The organism is Pseudomonas sp. 2(2015), from assembly GCF_000955865.1.
Classification (GTDB): Bacteria; Pseudomonadota; Gammaproteobacteria; order Pseudomonadales; family Pseudomonadaceae; genus Aquipseudomonas.
On the sequence record NZ_JYOF01000003.1, the window covers coordinates 735,036 to 754,240 of the forward strand.

Below are 19,205 nucleotides of genomic sequence, written 5' to 3' on the forward strand. Positions count from 1 at the left end.
CAGCCAATCAGCGCGCCTGAATTTTCCAGGCCCGGTGAATCTTGCTGTTACGGGCAAAGTCCGGGTCCAGGGTCTGGGCACTGATCTCTTCCACCGCGTAGCGCTCAGCCAGGTTTTCGTCGAGCTGGAACTTGCGGAAGTTGTTCGAGAAGTACAGCACACCGCCCGGCGCCAGGCGCGCCACGGCCAGGTCAAGCAACTCGACATGATCGCGCTGCACGTCAAACACGCCTTCCATACGCTTGGAGTTGGAGAAGGTCGGCGGATCGATGAAGATCAGCTCGTATTCCTCGCGACAGGCTTGCAGCCAGGCCATGACATCGCCCTGCTCCAGGCGATTCTTGTCCGAGAAGCCATTGAGCGACAGGTTGCGCCGCGCCCAGTCCAGGTAAGTCTTGGACAGGTCAACACTGGTGGTGCTGCGCGCGCCGCCCTTGGCCGCATGCACACTGGCGGTGGCGGTGTAGCAGAACAGGTTGAGGAAGCGCTTGCCGGCAGCCTCGCGCTGAATGCGCAGGCGCATCGGGCGGTGGTCGAGGAACAGCCCGGTGTCGAGGTAATCGGTGAGGTTGACCAGCAGCTTGACGCCGCCTTCCTGCACTTCGAGGAACTGCCCCTGGGCGCTCTGGCGCTCGTACTGGCGGGTACCGCTCTGACGCTCGCGACGCTTGACCACCACGCGGCTCTGGTCGATGCCCAGGGCCTGAGGGATCGCTGCCAGGGCGTCGAACAGACGCGCCTGGGCCTTTTCCGGGTCGATCGAGCGCGGGGCGGCGTATTCCTGCACGTGCACCCAGTCCTGGTACAGGTCGATGGCCAGGGCGTACTCGGGCATGTCGGCATCGTACAGGCGGTAGCAGCTGACGTTCTCGCGCTTGGCCCACTTGCCCAGTTGCTTGAGGTTCTTCTGCAGGCGGTTGGCGAACATCTGCCCGCCCTCGCTCAGGCGTGCCGGCTCACTGGCCACGGCGGCCGGGGTACGCGGTTCGCCAGCTTCGCCATTGCGCTCGGGCTGACGGCGCTCGCCGGTGACGAACTGGTCGGGCTGAACCTTGATCAGCAGCAGCTTGCACGGCAAGGCGCCGTTCCAGAAGGCATATTGCTTGTGGCTGCGGATACCCATGCGCTTGCCCAGGTCCGGGGCGCCGGTGAACACCGCCGCTTCCCAGTTCAGGCAGGCCTGACGCAGGCGCTCGCCGAGGTTCTGGTAGAGGTACAGCAGGCTCGCTTCGTCGCCCAGGCGCTCGCCGTACGGCGGGTTGCAGATCACCAGGCCTTTCTGGTTCTGGTCCGGGCGCGGCTCGAAGCTGCCGACTTCGCCCTGGTAGATCTTCACCCAGTCACTCAGGCCGGCGCGCTCAACGTTGTTGCGGCCCGGCTGGATCAGCCGCGGGTCGGCCTCATAGCCGCGAATCCACAGCGGCGGGCGGGCCAGGCCGGCTTCGGCACGGGCCAGCGCCTCATCATGGAGTTTGCGCCAGAGGGCCGGCACGTGGCCGAGCCAGGCGCTGAAGCCCCAACGCTCGCGGCGCAGGTTCGGTGCGATATCGGCGGCGATCATTGCGGCTTCGACCAGGAAAGTCCCCACACCACACATCGGGTCGGCCAGGGCGCCGCCCTCGGCAGCGATGCGTGGCCAGCCAGCGCGGATCAACACCGCGGCCGCGAGGTTTTCCTTGAGCGGCGCCGCACCTTGCTGCAGGCGGTAGCCGCGCTGGTGCAGGCTGTGGCCGGACAGGTCCAGGGACAGGATCGCCTCGCCACGCTCCAGGCGCAGGTGCACGCGCAGGTCCGGGTTGAGCTTGTCGACCGACGGGCGCTCGCCGCTGCTGGTACGCAGCTTGTCGACGATTGCATCCTTGACCTTCAAGGCGCCGAAGTGGGTGTTGTCGATACCCGAGCCGTGGCCGCTGAATTCCACCGCCAGCGAGCCGCTGGCCTCCAGGTGATCCTGCCACTCGACTTCGTTGACGCCGTCGTAGAGGTCGTCGGCGTTCTTCATGTTGAAGCGCTTGAGCACCAGCAGTACGCGGTTGCCCAGGCGCGACCACAGGCACAGCCGGTAGGCGGTTTCCATGTCGGCCGTGCCGCGGATCGCCGAAGTGTGCTCGCGCACTTCTTCAAGGCCGAGGCCGCGGGCTTCTTCGGCAAGCAGGCCTTCAAGGCCTTTGGGACAGGTGAGGTAAAGTTCGAAACGGTCCGACATGGGGTATCCAGAGCCTTGAGCAATAAAGTGGAGAGGCAAGCGCATCGCCCTTCCGATGTTTAATCGAACGCCTTTCCACAGCGTTCGAGTGGCGCTTTATCTCGCGCCGGGCCGCCCGCCAATCCGACTTTTGCCAAGGGCTGAAAAGTCTTTGATTGCCGGGCAGAACGAAAAATTCAGGCAAAAAACCGGGAAAAATGACCCTTCGTCGTTTTGCCGCTGTTGTTACAAATTATCACACGGCGATGGCCAGATGACTTTGCAGCAGGTCAAACCCTGATCATAGCGGGCTTTGCGCCAGATCCTAATCAGACGCATTTATTTACTTATCCTGTGACCCTATGAAAGGTTACGTCCTTATGACAAAACGATCATTCACACTGTGTCCTGCATTGGTTAGAACTGGTCTCAGGTTGTCACCGCAACGGGGCAACACTTCCGCTCGCGACGCCGGCAGCGAGCGCAAACCGGCAGAACGATTCTGCCCGACCTTCTAGAGGTCGACGGGACATTACAGTCAACAAGTGAGGGCAACACCCTATGAGAAGACTTAAGCGTGATCCGTTGGAACGAGCTTTTTCACGTGGCTACCAATATGGGGTCACCGGCAAATCCCGCGAGCTTTGCCCCTTTACTCTACCGTCTGTACGCCAGGCATGGATCAATGGCTGGCGCGAAGGACGCGGCGACAACTGGGACGGTATGACCGGCACTGCGGGTATCCATAGACTCAACGAACTTCACGCCGTTGGCTGAACGAGGAACTGAATCCGATTACCATGCGCGCCCTATCCGGGCGGCGGGCTGAGGCCCAGGGGCCCCTTGAGGGGGCCCTTTTTTATGCCTGCGGTTTCAGCGCCCCATGGCGGCGATGGCGTCCACTGCCTCGCGGATCAGGGCCGGGCCCTTGTAGATGAACCCCGAGTAGATCTGTACCAGGCTGGCACCGGCAGCAATCTTCTGCGCCGCATGCTTGCCTTCGGTAATCCCGCCCGCAGCAATGATCGGCAACTTGCCACCCAGCTCGCCAGCCAGCACCTTGACGATGTGGGTGCTCTTTTCCAGCACCGGCGCGCCCGACAGGCCGCCTGCTTCGTCACCATGCTGCAGGCCTTCGACGCCTTCACGGCCGAGGGTGGTGTTGGTGGCGATCACCGCGTCCATACCCGACTCGACCAGGGCTGCGGCGACCAGCGCGGTTTCTTCGTCGCTCATGTCCGGGGCGATCTTGATCGCCAGCGGCACATGCTTGCCGCGTTCGGTCACCAGTTGCGAGCGGCGCTCGGCCAGGGCGTCGAGCAGTTGCTTGAGCGAATCACCGAACTGCAGGCTGCGCAGGCCCGGGGTGTTCGGCGAGCTGACGTTGACGGTGATGTAGCTGGCCTGGTCGTAGACCTTGTCGAGGCAGATCAGGTAATCGTCGACCGCGCGCTCGACCGGAGTGTCGAAGTTCTTGCCAATATTGATGCCGAGGATGCCGCTGTATTTGGCGGCGCGCACACGGTTGAGCAGGTTGTCGACACCCAGGTTGTTGAAGCCCATGCGGTTGATGATCGCTTCGGCTTCCGGCAGGCGGAACAGGCGCGGCTTGGGGTTGCCCGGCTGTGGACGCGGGGTGACGGTGCCGATCTCGACAAAACCGAAACCCAGCTGGGCAAAACCGTCGATGGCCGCGCCGTTCTTGTCCAGACCCGCCGCCAGCCCGACCGGGTTGGCGAAGTTCAGGCCCATGACGGTAACCGGCAAGGAGGCCGGTGCCTTGGTCAGCAAACCGTTGAGGCCCAGGCGGCCACCGGCGCCGATCAGGTCCAGGGACAGGTCATGGGAGGTCTCCGGGGAGAGCTTGAACAGCAGCTGGCGGGCCAGGGTATACATGGGCGGGCTTAGCTCGACGTGAGTGAGGGGGGCGATTATAGCGGTGGCGTCGCCCGGGGGACAGGGCCGCCTTGGCATATGCGTTGCTTGGGCCCTGTTAATACGCCTGCCACGCAAGCGGTACGGCCTGACCCTCGACACAGGCGCACTGACGTGACCCACCCTATTCCCGCAACCTCCCTGGCTTGGGTGAACGGCAGCGATGCCCCGGAAAAGCCCTGCCTGAATCTCGGTTTCATGGCCCTGAGCGATTGTGCCTCGGTGGTGGTGGCAGCGACCCAAGGCTTCGCCCAAACCTACGGCCTGACTCTTAACCTGCAGCGCCAGAGCTCCTGGGCCGGCCTGCGCGACAAGCTGGCCAGCGGCGAGCTGGATGCCGCGCATAGCCTGTACGGCCTGATCTACGCGCTGCAACTGGGCATCGGCGGTAGTCCGGCCGCCGACATGGCGGTGCTGATGGGCCTGAACCAGAACGGCCAGGGCATCAATCTGTCCGCTGCGCTGCAACGTCAGGGCGTGACCAGTCCCGAGGCATTGGAGCGCTTCGTGCACCAAAGCAGGACAAAACTGACCTTTGCACAGACTTTTCCTACCGGCACCCATGCTATGTGGCTGTATTACTGGCTGGCCAGCCAGGGCATCCACCCCTTGCATGACGTCAACAGCGTGGTGGTGCCGCCAGGCCAGATGCTCGCACACCTGCAAGCCGGACGCATCGACGGATTTTGCGTCGGCGAACCCTGGTCGGCGGGCGCCATCGAACAGGGCCAGGGCTTCACCCTGGCCACCAGCCAATCAATCTGGCCGGATCACCCGGAAAAAGTCCTGGGTTGCACCCGGGCCTTTGTCGAACAGTATCCGAACAGTGCGCGGGCCCTGGTGATGGCGGTGCTGGCCGCCAGCCGCTTCATCGAGCAGAGCCGCGAAAACCGCCGCAGCACCGCGCAACTGCTCAGCAGCAAGGCCTACCTGGATGCGCCGCTGTCGAGCATCGAGCCGCGCCTGCTCGGCCACTACCAGGATGGCCTGGGCAACCAGTGGCAGGACCCGCACGCCTTGCGCCTGCATGATGAGGGCCGGGCCAACCTGCCGTACCTGTCCGATGGCATGTGGTTCATGACCCAGTTCCGTCGCTGGGGCCTGCTGCGCGAAGATCCGGATTACCTCGCGGTGGCCCGCCAGGTCCAGCAACTGGCGCTGTATCGCGATGCCGCCACCGCAGTTGGCGTGCTCTGCGACGGACCGGACATGCGCAGCAGCCAGCTGATCGATGGCACCCGTTGGGACGGCAGCGACCCGCACGGCTACGCCCGCAGCTTTCGTCTGCACGCGCTGGCCGAGCCGCACGCCGCCCTCGCCCGACGCTGAACGGAGAGGCCCCATGCTGCGAATCCTGCTAATCGACGACACCGCGAAAAAAGTCGGTCGCCTCAAGGCTGCGCTGGTCCAGGCCGGCTTCGAAGTGATCGAAGAGTCGGGCCTGACCATCGACCTGCCGGCACGCGTCGAAACGGTGCATCCGGACGTGGTGCTGATCGATACCGAGTCACCGGGCCGTGATGTCATGGAGCAAGTGGTGCTGGTCAGCCGGGACCGGCCGCGACCGATCGTCATGTTCACCGATGAACACGACCCCGGGGTGATGCGCCAGGCGATCCAGGCCGGGGTCAGCGCCTACATTGTCGAAGGCATCCAGGCTACGCGCTTGCAGCCGATCCTCGATGTGGCCATGGCCCGCTTTGAAAGCGACCAGGCGCTCAAGGCCCAGCTGCAGGCCCGCGACCAGCAACTGGCGGAGCGCAAGCGCATCGAACTGGCCAAGGGCCTGTTGATGAAAATGAAGGACTGCAACGAAGAACAGGCCTACACCCTGATGCGCCGCCAGGCCATGAGCAAGCAGCAGAAGCTGATCCAGGTGGCCGAGCAGATCATTGCAATGAGCGACCTGCTCGGCTGAAGCACTCTGGCCCGGCTCTTGCTATCACCACAGCACAGGTAGCCAACGGCGGTTGCCCCCTTCACGACAAAGACGTCGCCCCCCCACTCGCGCCAGCGGGTCGGGTGGCGACGTCTTTTTCGTTTCCGTCCCTGTTCAACGAGGTGTTCGATGAAGACGAGTTTCTGGAAGTCCGGGCATGTCCCCACCCTGTTCGCCGCCTTTTTGTATTTCGACCTGAGTTTTATGGTCTGGTACCTGCTCGGCCCGCTGGCGGTGCAGATTGCCGCCGACTTGCAACTGACCACCCAGCAACGCGGGCTGATGGTGGCCACGCCGATCCTGGCCGGGGCGATCCTGCGCTTTGTCATGGGCCTGCTGGTGGACCGGCTGTCGCCCAAGACCGCCGGGCTGATCGGCCAGGTGATTGTCATCGTCGCACTGTTCTGCGCTTGGCGCCTGGGCATTCACAGTTATGAGCAAGCCTTGTTGCTCGGGGTGTTCCTCGGCGTTGCCGGCGCCTCGTTTGCCGTGTCGCTGCCGCTGGCCTCGCAGTGGTACCCGGCGCAGCACCAGGGCAAGGCCATGGGCATCGCCGGTGCCGGCAACTCCGGCACGGTGTTCGCCGCCCTGCTGGCCCCGGCCCTGGCCGCAGGCTTTGGCTGGAACAACGTGTTCGGTTTTGCCGTGATCCCGCTGCTGCTGACCCTGGTGCTGTTCAGCCTGTTGGCGCGCAACGCCCCCGAACGGCCCAAACCGAAAGCCGTGGCCGACTACCTCAAGGCCCTGGGCGATCGCGACAGCTGGTGGTTCATGTTCTTCTACAGCGTCACCTTCGGTGGCTTTATCGGCCTGGCCAGTGCCCTGCCCGGCTACTTCAACGACCAGTACGGCCTGAGCCCGGTGACCGCTGGCTACTACACCGCCGCCTGCGTCTTTGCCGGCAGCCTGATGCGCCCGTTGGGCGGCGCCCTGGCCGATCGCTTCGGCGGCATCCGCACCCTGCTGGCGATGTACAGCGTTGCCGCCATCTGCATTGCCGCCGTCGGCTTCAACCTGCCCAGCGCAGTGGCTGCCCTGGCCCTGTTCGTCAGCGCCATGCTCGGCCTGGGTGCCGGCAACGGCGCGGTGTTCCAACTGGTGCCGCAACGCTTTCGCCAGGAAATCGGCGTGATGACCGGGCTGATCGGCATGGCCGGCGGCATCGGCGGCTTTCTGCTCGCTGCGGGCCTGGGGGCGATCAAACAGCACAGCGGCGACTATCAGCTGGGCCTGTGGCTGTTCGCCAGCCTGGGCATTCTTGCCTGGTTCGGCCTGCACGGCGTCAAGCAGCGCTGGCGCACCACCTGGGGCTCGGCAGCGGTGACTGCGGCGCGGGTTTGAGGATGACAACATGAGCCTGCAACTGAGCTTTGCCCAGGCCAGCGCCAGCGGCCCCCGGGAGGAAAACCAGGACGCCCTGCGCCTGGTCACCCCCAACCCGGAACTGGCCGCCAGCAAAGGCTACCTGTTCGCCCTCGCCGACGGCGTCAGCCAGTGCGCCGATGGCGGCCTGGCGGCGCGGGCCAGCCTGCAGGCGCTGGCCCTGGACTATTACGCCACGCCGGCCACCTGGGGCGTGGCCCAGGCCCTGGACCGCCTGCTACTGGCGCAGAACCGCTGGCTGCGTGCCAATAGCGGCGGCCAGCCGCTGCTGACCACGCTGAGCGCACTGGTGCTGCGTGGTCGGCGTTTTACCCTGGCGCATGTCGGTGATTGCCGGATCTACCGCTGGGCCGCCGGGCAACTGCAGCGCATCAGCGAAGACCACGTCTGGGACCAACCCGGCATGCAGCACGTGCTCAAGCGCGCCCTGGGCCTGGACCAGCACCTGCAGGTCGACTACCTGGAGGGCGAGCTGCAGGCCGGTGAGTGTTTCCTGCTGCTCAGCGACGGCGTCTGGGCCAGCCTCAGCGAAGCGCAGATTCGCGCGGTGCTGCGCGAGCAGATCGACCTGCAGGACGCCGCCCAGACCCTGGTCAGCTCGGCTCACTACTGCGGCAGCCAGGACAATGCCAGCGCGCTGCTGGTGCGGGTCGAGCAACTGGGTGCGAGCAACCTCGGTGATTCCCTGGCGCAATTGCAGCAATGGCCACTGCCGCCCGCCCTGCGCAGCGGGCAGACAATCGACGGCTGGCAGGTCGAGCGGGCGCTTGGCCACAGCCGCCAATCCTTGCTGTATCGCGTGCGCGACCCGCAGCAACAGGCATGGCTGCTGAAAACCCTGCCGGCCGAACGCAAAGATGAACCCGGCGCGCAGCAAGGCCTGCTGCTTGAAGAGTGGATCCTGCGCCGGGTGGCCGGGCGCTACTTCCCCGAAGTGCACCCGGCCAGCCAGCGCCAGCACCTGTATTACCTGATGCGCGAGTACTCCGGGCAAACCCTGGCGCAACGGTTCGCCGCCAGCGGCCCCCTGCCGTTGGCGCAATGGCAGGCGCTGGCCCGGCAACTGTTGCAGGCGGTAGGCGCGCTGCACCGACGCAACATCCTCCATCGCGACATCAAGCCCGAGAACCTGCTCCTGGGCGATGACGGCCAGCTGCGCCTGCTGGATTTCGGCCTGGCGTTCTGCCCGGGGCTTTCCGAGGACCGCGCCCATGAGCTGCCAGGCACGCCCTCGTTTATTGCGCCGGAAGCCTTCGACGCCGAGCCGCCCAGCCCGCAACAGGACCTCTACAGCGTGGCGGTAACGCTGTACTACTTGCTCACCGGACATTACCCCTATGGCGAAATCGAAGCCTTCCAGCGCCCGCGCTTCACCCAGGCGATCAGCGCCGCCCGCTATCGCCCGGACCTGCCCGAATGGCTCGAGCACAACCTCGCTCAGGCACTGCTCGCCGACCCACGGCAACGCTTTGAAACCGCCGAGCAATGGCTGTTGCTGCTTGAACAGGGCGACCGCCAGGCGCTTAGCGTGCGCCCGCGGCCGCTGCTTGAGCGCGAGCCGCTGAAAGTCTGGCGCACCCTGGCGCTGCTGTCCCTGCTGCTTAACCTGATCCTGCTGATCAGCCTGCTAAAAGGCTGACAGCCCCTATGCCGATGAGGAAAACCCGATGCATGCGAAAGTCTGGCTGATTGGTGCAGGCCCCGGCGATCCGGAGCTGCTGACCCTCAAGGCGGTACGCGCCCTGGGGGAAGCCGAAGTGGTGCTGATCGACGACCTGGTCAACCCGCACATTCTTCAACACTGCCCGCAGGCGCGGGTGGTTGCCGTGGGTAAGCGCGGCGGATGCCGCTCCACGCCGCAAGCCTTCATTCAGCGCCTGATGCTGCGCTATGCCCGTCAGGGCCGCTGCGTGGCGCGGCTCAAGGGCGGTGACCCGTGCATCTTTGGCCGCGGCGGCGAAGAGGCGGCCTGGTTGCAGGCTCATGGCGTCGAAACCGAGCTGGTCAATGGCATTACCGCAGGCTTGGCCGGCGCGACCCAATGCGGTATCTCGCTGACCTTGCGCGGCGTCAGCCGTGGCGTGACCCTGGTCACCGCCCACACTCAGGACGACAGCCCGTTGAACTGGCAGGCGTTGGCTCAGGGCGGTACCACCCTGGTGGTGTACATGGGCGTGAGCAAGCTGGAGGACGTGCAGCAGGGCTTGCTGGCAGGTGGCCTGGCGGCGCAGACGCCGGTGGCCATGATCGAGAATGCCTCGCTGCCTCAGCAGCGCGAGCAACGCAGCACGCTGGCGCAGCTGTGCCAGGACGCCGCCCGCTTCAAGCTGTGCAGCCCGGCGATTGTGGTGATCGGCGAGGTGGCAGCAGCGCACAGCGCAGTGCTGCAGCAACTGACAGCCTGAATCGCAGGCAAAGAAAAGCCCGGCCTAGGCCGGGCTTTTCAGTAGCGCCTGGACCAATTACTTGGCTTGGGCTTCTACTTGTGCTTCTACGCGACGGTTAACAGCGCGACCAGCGTCGGTGGCGTTGTCAGCAACCGGACGGGTTTCACCGTAGCCAACCGACTCAACGCGGTTCGACTCAACACCGTACTGGTTGGTCAGAACTTGCTTAACGGCGTTTGCACGACGCTCAGACAGTTTCTGGTTGTAAGCGTCAGGACCGACGGAGTCAGTGTGACCTTCAACAGTGGTGGTGGTCTGTGGGTACTGCTTCATGAAGTCAGCCAGGTTCTTGATGTCGCCGTAGCTGTTTGGCTTGACGACCGACTTGTCGAAGTCGAACTTGACGTCCAGCTCAACACGGACGACTTCAGCAACAGCTGGGCAGCCATCAGCGTCAACGGTAACGTTGGCTGGGGTGTCAGGGCACTTGTCGACGTTGTCGCAGACGCCATCGTTGTCGCTGTCGGAGCAGACTTCAGCGACTGGAGCAGGAGCGGCTTCAACCTTGCCACCGCTACCACCGAAGTTCAGACCCAGACCAACGGTCGGACCCCACTCGGTGTTGCCGTTGTCGATGTTGTACATGGCTTCAACGCCAGCACGGGCGAAGAACATGTCGGTGATGTACCACTTGGCGCCAGCGCCAACGTTGGCGAAGGTGGAGTGGTCACGGCCGTTACGGGTAGCTTGACCCAGGCTTTCGTGAGCGAAACCAGCCGAAACGTATGGACGCAGAGCGTCGCCGACGGTACCGAAGTGGTAGGTAGCGTCCAGCTTGGCCTTGGAACCTTTGATGTCTTTGTTGAAGACTTCGCCACGAGCGTTGTGAGTCTCGTTGTAGCCCAGGTCCAGGGACAGGTCGTCGGTCAGGAAGTAACCGAGGCGAACACCAGGATTGGTGCCGTCGTTCTTGAAGTTACGTTCGCTGTCGTAGTACTGCTTGGTGACGTTGCCTTCAATTTCGACTGCGCCTTGGCCTTGTGCCAGAGCGCCGAAGGAAGTTGCGGCTACAAGAGAACCAATGGCCAAGCCCAAGGTGTTTTTCAATTTCATCCGTTAAATCCCCATCTGGTGATAGTTAAGCAGTCCCACCAACATCCGGGGGACAACTCGACGGCAAGTCTAGCAGAACTTGCCGGTACGTTAGAGATATTTGCGCGCTACTAAGTTTCAGCAAGGCCCGCAAATTTCTCACGTAGCTTGTCAAGCGCACGCTTGTACCGCATTTTCGTTGCGCTCAGGCCCATGTGCATGATATCGGCGATTTCCTGAAATTCCAGTTCTGCGACAAATCGAAGCACCAGAATCTCGCGGTCAATCGGATTGACATGCACTAGCCATTTGTCCAGCCCGCCTTTCTCTTCCGGTTTTGGCGCCTTCTCTTCCGAGGCCTCCTCGAGTGGATCAAGACTCAAGGCATCCATCAGTCGACGTTTGCGCCGCTCCTTGCGGTACTGGGTGATGCATTCGTTGTAGGTGATGCTGTAGAGCCATGTCTTGAACTTCGATTTGCCCTCGAAGTTCTTCAGCCCATAGAGCACCTTGAGCATCACCTCCTGACAGACATCGTCAGCATCCCGATCGTTCCCTAAATAACGTGCACAGACGTTAAAAAGGGTCCGTTGGTAGCGGCGCATGAGCTCCTCATACGCGCGAGTAACATGAAACAGCTCCTCATGCGAACGCGCCACCAACTCCTCATCAGTGAGCTCGCGGGGGTCGTAACGCATGGGCAGCGAGTGAACTTTATTCAAAACGGATCTGGCCGACAGTCAGGTCAATGTCGCCGCATACCCCTGCCTGGGGCATTTTTGCGGCGGCATACATTAGCAGGATTTGCCCGGTTAGCGGCTATTGACTCGCTGCTCAAGCAGAATCCGGTTGGACAACGACACTAGTTCGCCATCATCGGTCAGCAGGGTCGTCTTGACCGTGCCGATCTCTTCGATCTGCCCTTCGACCTCGCCAATCCGCACTTGTTGGCCCACTTGATACAGTTCACGCACGTAAATTCCGGCCAGGATCTGCCCGGCGATTTCCCGGCTGCCCAGGCCCATGGCCAGCGCTACGGCCAGACCAACGGTAATCAAACCGATGACGATCACATGGTTGAGCAGGTCGGTCTTGACCTCAAGCTGGCTGATTGCCACCGAGATACTGATGATAATCACCAGGCCCTGGGCGATGCGCCCGACGCCTGCGGCATATTCCAGGCCGATGCCTTCGGCGGCGCCGCGTACCAGGCCGTTGACCAGTTGCGCCAGCAACACACCGGCCAGCAGCACCAGCGCCGCACCGAATACCTTCGGCAGGTACAGGGCGAGCATGTCGAGGGTCGCCGAGACGCGCTCAAGGCCAAGGGATTCAGCGGCCGAAACCAGGAAAATCAGCAGCACGAACCAGTAGACGATCTTGCCGATCAGGGTCGAGATCGGCACCTGGATGCCGACCCGGCTGAGCATCTTGGTCAGGCCGGTGCCGCCCATCAGGCGATCCAGGCCGAGCTTGGCCAGCAATTTCGACAACAGGGTGTCGAGCAGCTTGGCCACGACGAAACCGAGCAGCACCACAACCAGGGCGCCGAACAGGTTGGGGATGAAGTTCGCCACTTTGGTCCACAGCGCTGTCATCGCGGTGACCAGGCTCTGGGTCCAGAGATCAAGTTCCATATTCAATCGGCCTTATCAGCTTTACGGGCGGTAGCGTTACGGCGCACCGGCGCGACATGCGCCGAGCCATTGTTCACGGCAATCATCAGCGCCTGGCTCCAGCGGCCCAGCAGGCTGAACAGATCGCCCGCGCCAACCTGGCGGTTGGCGGTTTTCAGGACCCGGCCCAGGCAGGCGTCGTCGTCGCGGTCCTGACCGGACGGCGATGCCTTGAGCAGGTCTCGCAGGGATTCTTCAAACGGATCGTGCATAGGCACCTCGCGCAATATCTGTCAAAGACGAGGTCGCCAGACAACGGGTCACATGAACCGCCCAGGCAGTTTGTGACTGCATGTTCACAGATTTCATCTTCACACCCAGCGCAGGCGGCGGAACAGCCACCATTGCCCCAACGCCAGGGCCAGTACCAGCAGGCTGGCGAACAGAAAGCCGTAGGGGCTGTCGGAGCCGGGAATGCCGCCGACGTTGATGCCCAGAAGCCCGGTGACGAAACTCATGGGCAGGAAGATGCAGGTGATGATACCGAAGCGGTACATGGTCCGGTTCATCCGCTCGCTGCGGCGCCGGTCCTCGCTCTCGAGCACCAGGGCGGCGCGCTCACGGGTGAGATCCAGCTCTTCGAGGTAGCGGGTCAGGCTGTTGTTGAGCTCGTTCCAGTAGTCGGCATCGTCGGCGGCGAACCAGCTCCACTTGTTGCGCGCCAGTTGTGCGTAGATTTCCCGCTGCGGGTTGAGAAACCGCCGCAGCCCCGCCGCACGCCGGCGGATCTGCTGCAGGCTGCCCTGGTCCGGGGCATAGCGCTTGTCGGCTTCAAGCTGCTCTTCTTCGCCGTCAACCACTTCCGAGAGGTCGCTGATCAGCGCCTGGACCTTTTCGGTCAGCAGTTGGGCCATGCTCAGCAGCAGTTCGGAGGCGGTCTTCGGCCCTCGATTTTCGGCCAGTTGCTGGAGCAGCTCGTCACTGGCGCGCAACGGCCGCAGGCGCAGCGAGATCACCCGCTGGGCCTCGGCGAAGATGCGCACCGAGACCATGTCTTCGGGTTCAGCGCCGGGGTTTAAGTTGACCCCGCGCAAAAACAGCAGCATCTGCGCATCCGGCAGGGGCAGCAGGCGTGGACGGGTGTTTTCTTCCAGCAACAGGTCGCAGGCAAACTCGTTCAGGCCGCTGTCGTGGCGCAACCAGGTGCGGGTCTGCGGGTGGCTGCGGTCCCAGTGCAGCCACAGGCTTTCCTGGGGCTGCAACGCAAGGGCGTCCAGTTCAGTTCGGGCGATCGCACGGGCACCGCCTTTTCCATCCAGCACCAGGGCATGCACCAGCCCCCATTGCGCGTTTTCTTCCTCGAACATCCCTACCCCACTGACCGGTTTCAGAGCTTTACTCAGGCATTTTCAACGGGCTTGGCGAGACGATCACGCCATTGTTGTCGGCGTAGATGTATTCGCCCGGACGGAAGGTCACGCCGGCAAAGGTCACGGGGATGTTGAGTTCGCCAACACCGCGGCGTACCGATTTGAGCGGGTGGCTGGCCAGGGCCTGGACGCCGACGTCGGTCTGCGCCAGGACATCGACATCACGCACGCATCCGTAGATCACCAGGCCTTGCCAGTGATTCTTCGCCGCCTTTTCGGCGAGCATGTCGCCGAGCAGGGCATGGCGCAGCGAACCGCCGCCATCGACCACCAGGACCTTGCCGGTGCCATCGAGCTCGACCTGCTCTTTTACCCGCGAGTTGTCCTCGAAGCACTTGATGGTGACGATCTCACCCCCGAAGGAGTCGCGGCCGCCGAAGTTGCTGAACATCGGCTCCAGCACCTGCACCAGTTCCGGGTAGGCGTCGCACAGATCGGGGGTGATGTAATGCATGGGAAACTCCTGTCGATTATCGAGACGATGAATGTCGCAGTTTCACTCAGTGAACGAGGCCCGGCGATGCGGCTTTAGGCCCAAGGCTACACGTCACTGCCGTTGCGGTCACCTTGGGCAAGGAATCAGCGAACAGATGTTCGCTGAAAAACCCAAAAATGACCAAAACCTTCACAATCGTCATATCTTAACGGCATCAGCTCGCCGGCGAAACGGCCTGCGCCGCCTCCGGCAGCAACGCCGCCAGCGGATCCTGCAACCAACGCTCGACCAACGGCCAGACCTGCGCCTGCGCCGGCTTGCTGACCAGCATGTCGACATGACCAAAGTTGTCGAAGCCCTCCTCACGGCCCAGGCGGACAAACTGCTTGTGCTCGCAGCCCAGTTGCTCGAACAGCTTGCGACAGGCCCACACCGGGTCCTGGTGATCACCCGCGCCGGCCACCGCCAGCACTGGCACATCAACTTCGGCCAGCCCCGCCCACCAGTCGCGATCCTTGTCGCCAAAGCGGCCAAACAGACCGAACCAGCGCATGCTTTCCAGCGCCAGGCCAATCGGCTCGTCTTCCGGGCCGCGCTTGAGCCGCGAGCCGGAAATCTGCGCAAAGCGCTTGAGCAGCAGGCGCCCGCCCCACTCCACCGGCGGCAGCTTCAGTGGCCAGTAGGTTCGGCTGACCTGGGTACCGAAGAACGCCACGCCGGCCACCTGCTCGGCGCCCAGGTACTGGCCACCGAGGGCCGCCGCCAGGGTGGTACCGCCCAGCGAGTGACCGATCCAGTGCGCAGGCCTGCCGGCCTGCTCGCAGACGAACGCGGCAATTACCGGCAGGTCGTAACGGGCATAGTCAGCCACGCGGTTGTTGCGATAGCCATGGTTGCGCGGCGACAGGCCGTGGCCGCGCATCTCCGGGATCCACACATCGAAACCGGCGCGCGCCAGGTAGGCGCCCAGGCCAATGCCCCGGGGCGAATACCAGAAGCGCCGGTTGGAAAAGCTGCCGTGCAGCAGAATGACCGGGGTGCCACGCACCTCGGCTTGATCGGCCATGCCCAGGCGGGTGAGCGCCAGCTCGACGCTGCGATCCGGGCTGTTACCGGCTTTGATCCGGTACACGTCCTCGCTCAGGTCGCCACGGCGCTCGGCACTGAGCAAGGCCACGGGAAAAAGGATACTGCTGCTTTGCATAGGGTTCTTGCACAAAAAAGGGCGAGATCCATCACTGGAACACGCCCTGGAATACGGTCGGAACCCTCACCGGCGTAACCGCCAGGTGAAGGCTCCGGTTCAGCGCATCAGTTCGCGGCCTGGCCTTCAGCCAGGAAGAACCAGGTCTCGAGGACCGAGTCCGGGTTCAGCGAGACGCTTTCGATGCCCTGTTCCATCAGCCATTTGGCCAGGTCCGGGTGGTCGGATGGGCCCTGGCCGCAGATGCCGATGTACTTGCCAGCCTTGTTACAGGCCTGGATGGCATTGGCCAGCAGCTTCTTGACGGCAGGGTTACGCTCGTCGAACAGGTGCGCAATGATCCCCGAGTCGCGGTCCAGGCCCAGTGTCAGCTGGGTCAGGTCGTTGGAGCCGATGGAGAAGCCATCGAAGTACTCGAGGAACTCTTCGGCGAGGATGGCGTTGGACGGCAGTTCGCACATCATGATCACGCGCAGGCCGTTGTCACCGCGGGCCAGGCCGTTTTCGGCAAGCAGGTCGACAACCTGGCTGGCCTCGCCCAGGGTGCGCACGAACGGCACCATGATCTCGACGTTGGTCAGGCCCATCTCGTTGCGCACGCGCTTGAGGGCGCGGCACTCGAGCTCGAAGCAGTCACGGAAGGTTTCGCTGATGTAGCGCGAAGCACCGCGGAAACCCAGCATCGGGTTTTCTTCTTCCGGCTCGTAGAGCTTGCCGCCGATCAGGTTGGCGTATTCGTTGGACTTGAAGTCCGACAGGCGCACGATGACCTTCTTCGGCCAGAACGCCGCCGCCAGGGTGCTGATGCCCTCGACCAGTTTCTCGACGTAGAAGCCGACCGGGTCGTTGTAGCCGGCAATGCGCTTGTCGACGCTCTCTTTGAGCTCGGCAGGCAGGCCTGCGTAGTTGAGCAGCGCCTTGGGGTGCACGCCGATCATGCGGTTGATGATGAATTCCAGGCGCGCCAGGCCGACACCGGCGTTGGGCAGCTGGGCAAAATCAAAGGCGCGGTCCGGGTTGCCGACGTTCATCATGATCTTGAACGGCAGCTCCGGCATGGCGTCGACGGAGTTCTTGCGCACGTCAAAGCCCAGCTCACCTTCGAAGATGAAACCGGTATCGCCTTCGGCGCACGACACGGTCACGCCCTGGCCATCCTTGAGCAGCTGGGTGGCGTTGCCGCAACCCACCACCGCCGGAATACCCAGTTCACGGGCAATGATCGCCGCGTGGCAGGTACGCCCGCCACGGTTGGTGACGATGGCGCTGGCGCGCTTCATCACCGGTTCCCAGTCCGGGTCGGTCATGTCCGAAACCAGTACGTCGCCGGGCTGGACCTTGTCCATCTCCGAGACGTCCTTGATGATCCGCACCTTGCCGGCGCCGATGCGCTGGCCGATGGCGCGGCCTTCGACCAGCACGGTGCCGGTCTCTTTGAGCAAGTAACGCTCCATGACGTTGGCCTGGGCGCGGCTTTTCACGGTTTCAGGGCGGGCCTGAACGATGTACAGCTTGCCGTCGTCACCGTCCTTGGCCCATTCGATGTCCATCGGGCACTTGTAGTGCTTCTCGATGATCATCGCCTGCTTGGCCAGCTCGCTGACTTCGGCGTCGCTCAGGCAGAAACGGGTGCGGTCGGCCTTGTCGACATCGACGGTCTTGACCGAACGACCGGCCTTGGCTTCTTCGCCATAGACCATCTTGATCGCCTTGCTGCCCAGGTTGCGGCGCAGGATCGCCGGGCGGCCGGCCTCCAGGGTGCCTTTGTGCACGTAGAATTCGTCGGGGTTGACCGCACCCTGAACGACGGTTTCACCCAGGCCGTAGGCGCCGGTGATGAACACCACGTCACGAAAGCCCGACTCGGTGTCGAGGGTGAACATTACGCCGGCAGTGCCGGTTTCCGAGCGGACCATGCGCTGCACGCCGGCCGACAGGGCCACCAGCTTGTGGTCGAAGCCCTGGTGCACGCGGTAGGAAATGGCGCGGTCGTTGAACAGCGAGGCGAACACTTCCTTGGCGGCGCGGATGACGTTGTCGACGCCGCGGATGTTCAGGAAGGTTTCCTGCTGGCCGGCGAACGAGGCGTCCGGCAGGTCTTCGGCAGTGGCCGAGGAGCGCACGGCCACGGCCATGTTCGGGTTGCCCTGGGACATTTCGGCGAAGGCAGTGCGGATTTCGGCGTTCAGGCGCTCGGGGAACTCGGCCTCCATGATCCACTGGCGGATCTGCGCACCGGTCTTGGCCAGGGCGTTGACGTCGTCAACGTCCAGCGCGTCGAGGGCAGCGTGGATCTGGGCGTTCAGGCCGCTCTGCTCGAGAAAGTCACGATACGCCTGAGCCGTAGTGGCAAAGCCGCCGGGGACCGAGACACCGGCGCCCGCGAGGTTACTGATCATCTCGCCGAGGGATGCGTTCTTGCCCCCCACATGCTCTACATCATGGACGCCGAGCTTATCGAGGGAAACTACGTACTCTACCAAGGTGATCTCTCCACTAACTGTGTTGGAAAAGCTCAGGTCGCCCGCCTGCCAGCTCTGGCTTGGCCGGGCGCTTGTGGCCTGGACCTGGAAAATAAGTGAGAATGCCGAACGCAGTGTTCGGTAAACCGAACCTATCATATCCAAGATTCGTCACCAGCTTAAGGCCCAAGGCGCAAATGAAACGATCTGCTTTCTTTATCTCCGATGGCACCGGCATTACCGCCGAGACGCTGGGACAGAGTCTTCTAGCGCAGTTCGATACCATTCCGTTCAATAAATTCACGCGTCCGTACATCGACAGCGTAGAAAAAGCGCGGGTGATGGTACAACAAATCAATAGCGCCGCTGAGAAAGACGGTGTCCGTCCGATCATCTTCGACACCATCGTCAATCAGGATATCCGCGAGGTCCTCGCCACCTCCAACGGCTTCATGATCGACATCTTCTCGACCTTCCTGGCCCCGCTGGAACAGGAACTGACCGCCCATTCGTCCTATTCGGTGGGCAAATCCCACTCGATCGGCGGCAATTCCAACTATATGGAACGCATCGAGGCGGTCAACTTCGCTCTCGACAACGACGACGGCGCGCGCACCCACTACTACGACAAGGCCGACTTGATCCTGGTAGGCGTGTCGCGTTGCGGCAAGACCCCGACCTGCCTGTACATGGCCATGCAATTCGGCATCCGCGCGGCCAACTACCCGCTGACCGAAGATGACATGGAGCGCCTGCAACTGCCCCAGGCCCTGAAAAACCACCAGCACAAGCTGTTCGGCCTGACCATCGACCCCGACCGCCTGACCGCCATCCGCCACGAGCGCAAGCCCAACAGCCGCTACGCAAGCTTTGCCCAGTGCGAGTTCGAGGTACGTGAAGTGGAGAATCTGTTCCGCCGCGAGAACATTGCGCACATCAACTCCACGCATTTCTCCGTGGAAGAGATTGCGGCGAAGATTCTGGTCGAGAAAGGTGTAGAGCGAAGGTTCAAATAAAATTCACCTGCCTCATCGCGGGTCAAGCCCGCTCCCACAGGTACAGCACGATCCACCCTGTGGGAGCGGCGGTGCGGCGACCCGACTTGACCCGCGATGAGGCCGGGACAGGCACAAAAA

Annotated in this window: 17 protein-coding genes; 7 read left to right on the plus strand and 10 right to left on the minus strand. The window is 63.1% G+C overall.

The window, feature by feature from the left end:
* Positions 1–7: 7 nt before the first annotated feature.
* Positions 8–2,206, minus strand: coding sequence for a bifunctional 23S rRNA (guanine(2069)-N(7))-methyltransferase RlmK/23S rRNA (guanine(2445)-N(2))-methyltransferase RlmL (rlmKL, locus tag UB48_RS06250; RefSeq protein WP_045194999.1), 2,199 nt, complete (start codon positions 2,204–2,206; stop codon positions 8–10).
* 540 nt (positions 2,207–2,746) lie between these two features.
* On the opposite strand from rlmKL, the gene rmf reads away from it, so the two are divergent.
* Positions 2,747–2,962: a ribosome modulation factor gene (gene rmf / locus UB48_RS27270; RefSeq protein ID WP_010223328.1), complete on the plus strand. Its 216-nt coding sequence runs from the start codon at positions 2,747–2,749 to the stop codon at positions 2,960–2,962.
* 96 nt (positions 2,963–3,058) lie between these two features.
* On the opposite strand, the gene UB48_RS06255 is transcribed toward rmf, so the two are convergent.
* The gene (locus tag UB48_RS06255; protein ID WP_045195001.1) at positions 3,059–4,081 is read right to left on the minus strand and encodes a quinone-dependent dihydroorotate dehydrogenase; all 1,023 of its coding nucleotides are present in this window, start codon (positions 4,079–4,081) and stop codon (positions 3,059–3,061) included.
* A 153-nt stretch (positions 4,082–4,234) separates the two neighbouring features.
* Here UB48_RS06255 and UB48_RS06260 point away from each other — a divergent pair, with 153 nt between their 5' ends.
* The 5 genes from UB48_RS06260 to cobA all read left to right on the plus strand — a co-directional run bounded on the left by UB48_RS06260 (position 4,235) and on the right by cobA (position 9,847).
* Positions 4,235–5,449, plus strand: coding sequence for a CmpA/NrtA family ABC transporter substrate-binding protein (locus UB48_RS06260; protein ID WP_045195004.1), 1,215 nt, complete (start codon positions 4,235–4,237; stop codon positions 5,447–5,449).
* Positions 5,450–5,462: 13 nt separating this feature from the next.
* Positions 5,463–6,038 (plus strand): ANTAR domain-containing response regulator, encoded by a 576-nt coding sequence (locus UB48_RS06265; protein ID WP_010223325.1) that lies wholly within the window; start codon positions 5,463–5,465, stop codon positions 6,036–6,038.
* A gap of 150 nt (positions 6,039–6,188) precedes the next feature.
* A complete protein-coding gene (locus tag UB48_RS06270; protein ID WP_045195006.1) occupies positions 6,189–7,400 on the plus strand; it encodes a NarK/NasA family nitrate transporter in 1,212 nt (403 codons plus the stop codon).
* Between the two features lie 10 nt (positions 7,401–7,410).
* Positions 7,411–9,081 (plus strand): bifunctional protein-serine/threonine kinase/phosphatase, encoded by a 1,671-nt coding sequence (locus tag UB48_RS06275; protein ID WP_045195008.1) that lies wholly within the window; start codon positions 7,411–7,413, stop codon positions 9,079–9,081.
* A gap of 28 nt (positions 9,082–9,109) precedes the next feature.
* Positions 9,110–9,847 (plus strand): uroporphyrinogen-III C-methyltransferase, encoded by a 738-nt coding sequence (cobA, locus tag UB48_RS06280; RefSeq protein WP_045195011.1) that lies wholly within the window; start codon positions 9,110–9,112, stop codon positions 9,845–9,847.
* Positions 9,848–9,904: 57 nt separating this feature from the next.
* Here cobA and UB48_RS06285 read toward each other — a convergent pair whose 3' ends face one another.
* The 8 genes from UB48_RS06285 to ppsA all read right to left on the minus strand — a co-directional run bounded on the left by UB48_RS06285 (position 9,905) and on the right by ppsA (position 18,090).
* Positions 9,905–10,942: an OmpA family protein gene (locus UB48_RS06285; RefSeq protein ID WP_045195013.1), complete on the minus strand. Its 1,038-nt coding sequence runs from the start codon at positions 10,940–10,942 to the stop codon at positions 9,905–9,907.
* Positions 10,943–11,052: 110 nt separating this feature from the next.
* Positions 11,053–11,643, minus strand: coding sequence for an RNA polymerase sigma factor SigX (sigX, locus tag UB48_RS06290; protein ID WP_028945871.1), 591 nt, complete (start codon positions 11,641–11,643; stop codon positions 11,053–11,055).
* A 90-nt stretch (positions 11,644–11,733) separates the two neighbouring features.
* The gene (locus UB48_RS06295) at positions 11,734–12,558 is read right to left on the minus strand and encodes a mechanosensitive ion channel domain-containing protein (RefSeq protein ID WP_038994250.1); all 825 of its coding nucleotides are present in this window, start codon (positions 12,556–12,558) and stop codon (positions 11,734–11,736) included.
* A gap of 2 nt (positions 12,559–12,560) precedes the next feature.
* Positions 12,561–12,809 carry a hypothetical protein gene (locus UB48_RS06300; protein ID WP_010223315.1) on the minus strand — a complete coding sequence of 83 codons (249 nt, stop codon included), beginning with the start codon at positions 12,807–12,809 and terminating at the stop codon, positions 12,561–12,563.
* Between the two features lie 99 nt (positions 12,810–12,908).
* Positions 12,909–13,904, minus strand: a complete 996-nt coding sequence (locus UB48_RS06305) for a zinc transporter ZntB (RefSeq protein WP_045195019.1) — start codon at positions 13,902–13,904, stop codon at positions 12,909–12,911.
* A gap of 28 nt (positions 13,905–13,932) precedes the next feature.
* Positions 13,933–14,421: a ribonuclease E activity regulator RraA gene (rraA, locus tag UB48_RS06310; RefSeq protein ID WP_038994247.1), complete on the minus strand. Its 489-nt coding sequence runs from the start codon at positions 14,419–14,421 to the stop codon at positions 13,933–13,935.
* 196 nt (positions 14,422–14,617) lie between these two features.
* Complete coding sequence (locus UB48_RS06315; protein WP_045195021.1) at positions 14,618–15,607, minus strand: alpha/beta fold hydrolase; 990 nt, start codon at positions 15,605–15,607, stop codon at positions 14,618–14,620.
* Between the two features lie 107 nt (positions 15,608–15,714).
* Entirely contained in the window at positions 15,715–18,090 is a 2,376-nt protein-coding gene (ppsA, locus tag UB48_RS06320) for a phosphoenolpyruvate synthase (protein ID WP_045195023.1), read from the minus strand.
* Positions 18,091–18,266: 176 nt separating this feature from the next.
* Here ppsA and UB48_RS06325 point away from each other — a divergent pair, with 176 nt between their 5' ends.
* Positions 18,267–19,085 (plus strand): pyruvate, water dikinase regulatory protein, encoded by an 819-nt coding sequence (locus UB48_RS06325; RefSeq protein ID WP_045195025.1) that lies wholly within the window; start codon positions 18,267–18,269, stop codon positions 19,083–19,085.
* Positions 19,086–19,205 lie beyond the last annotated feature (120 nt).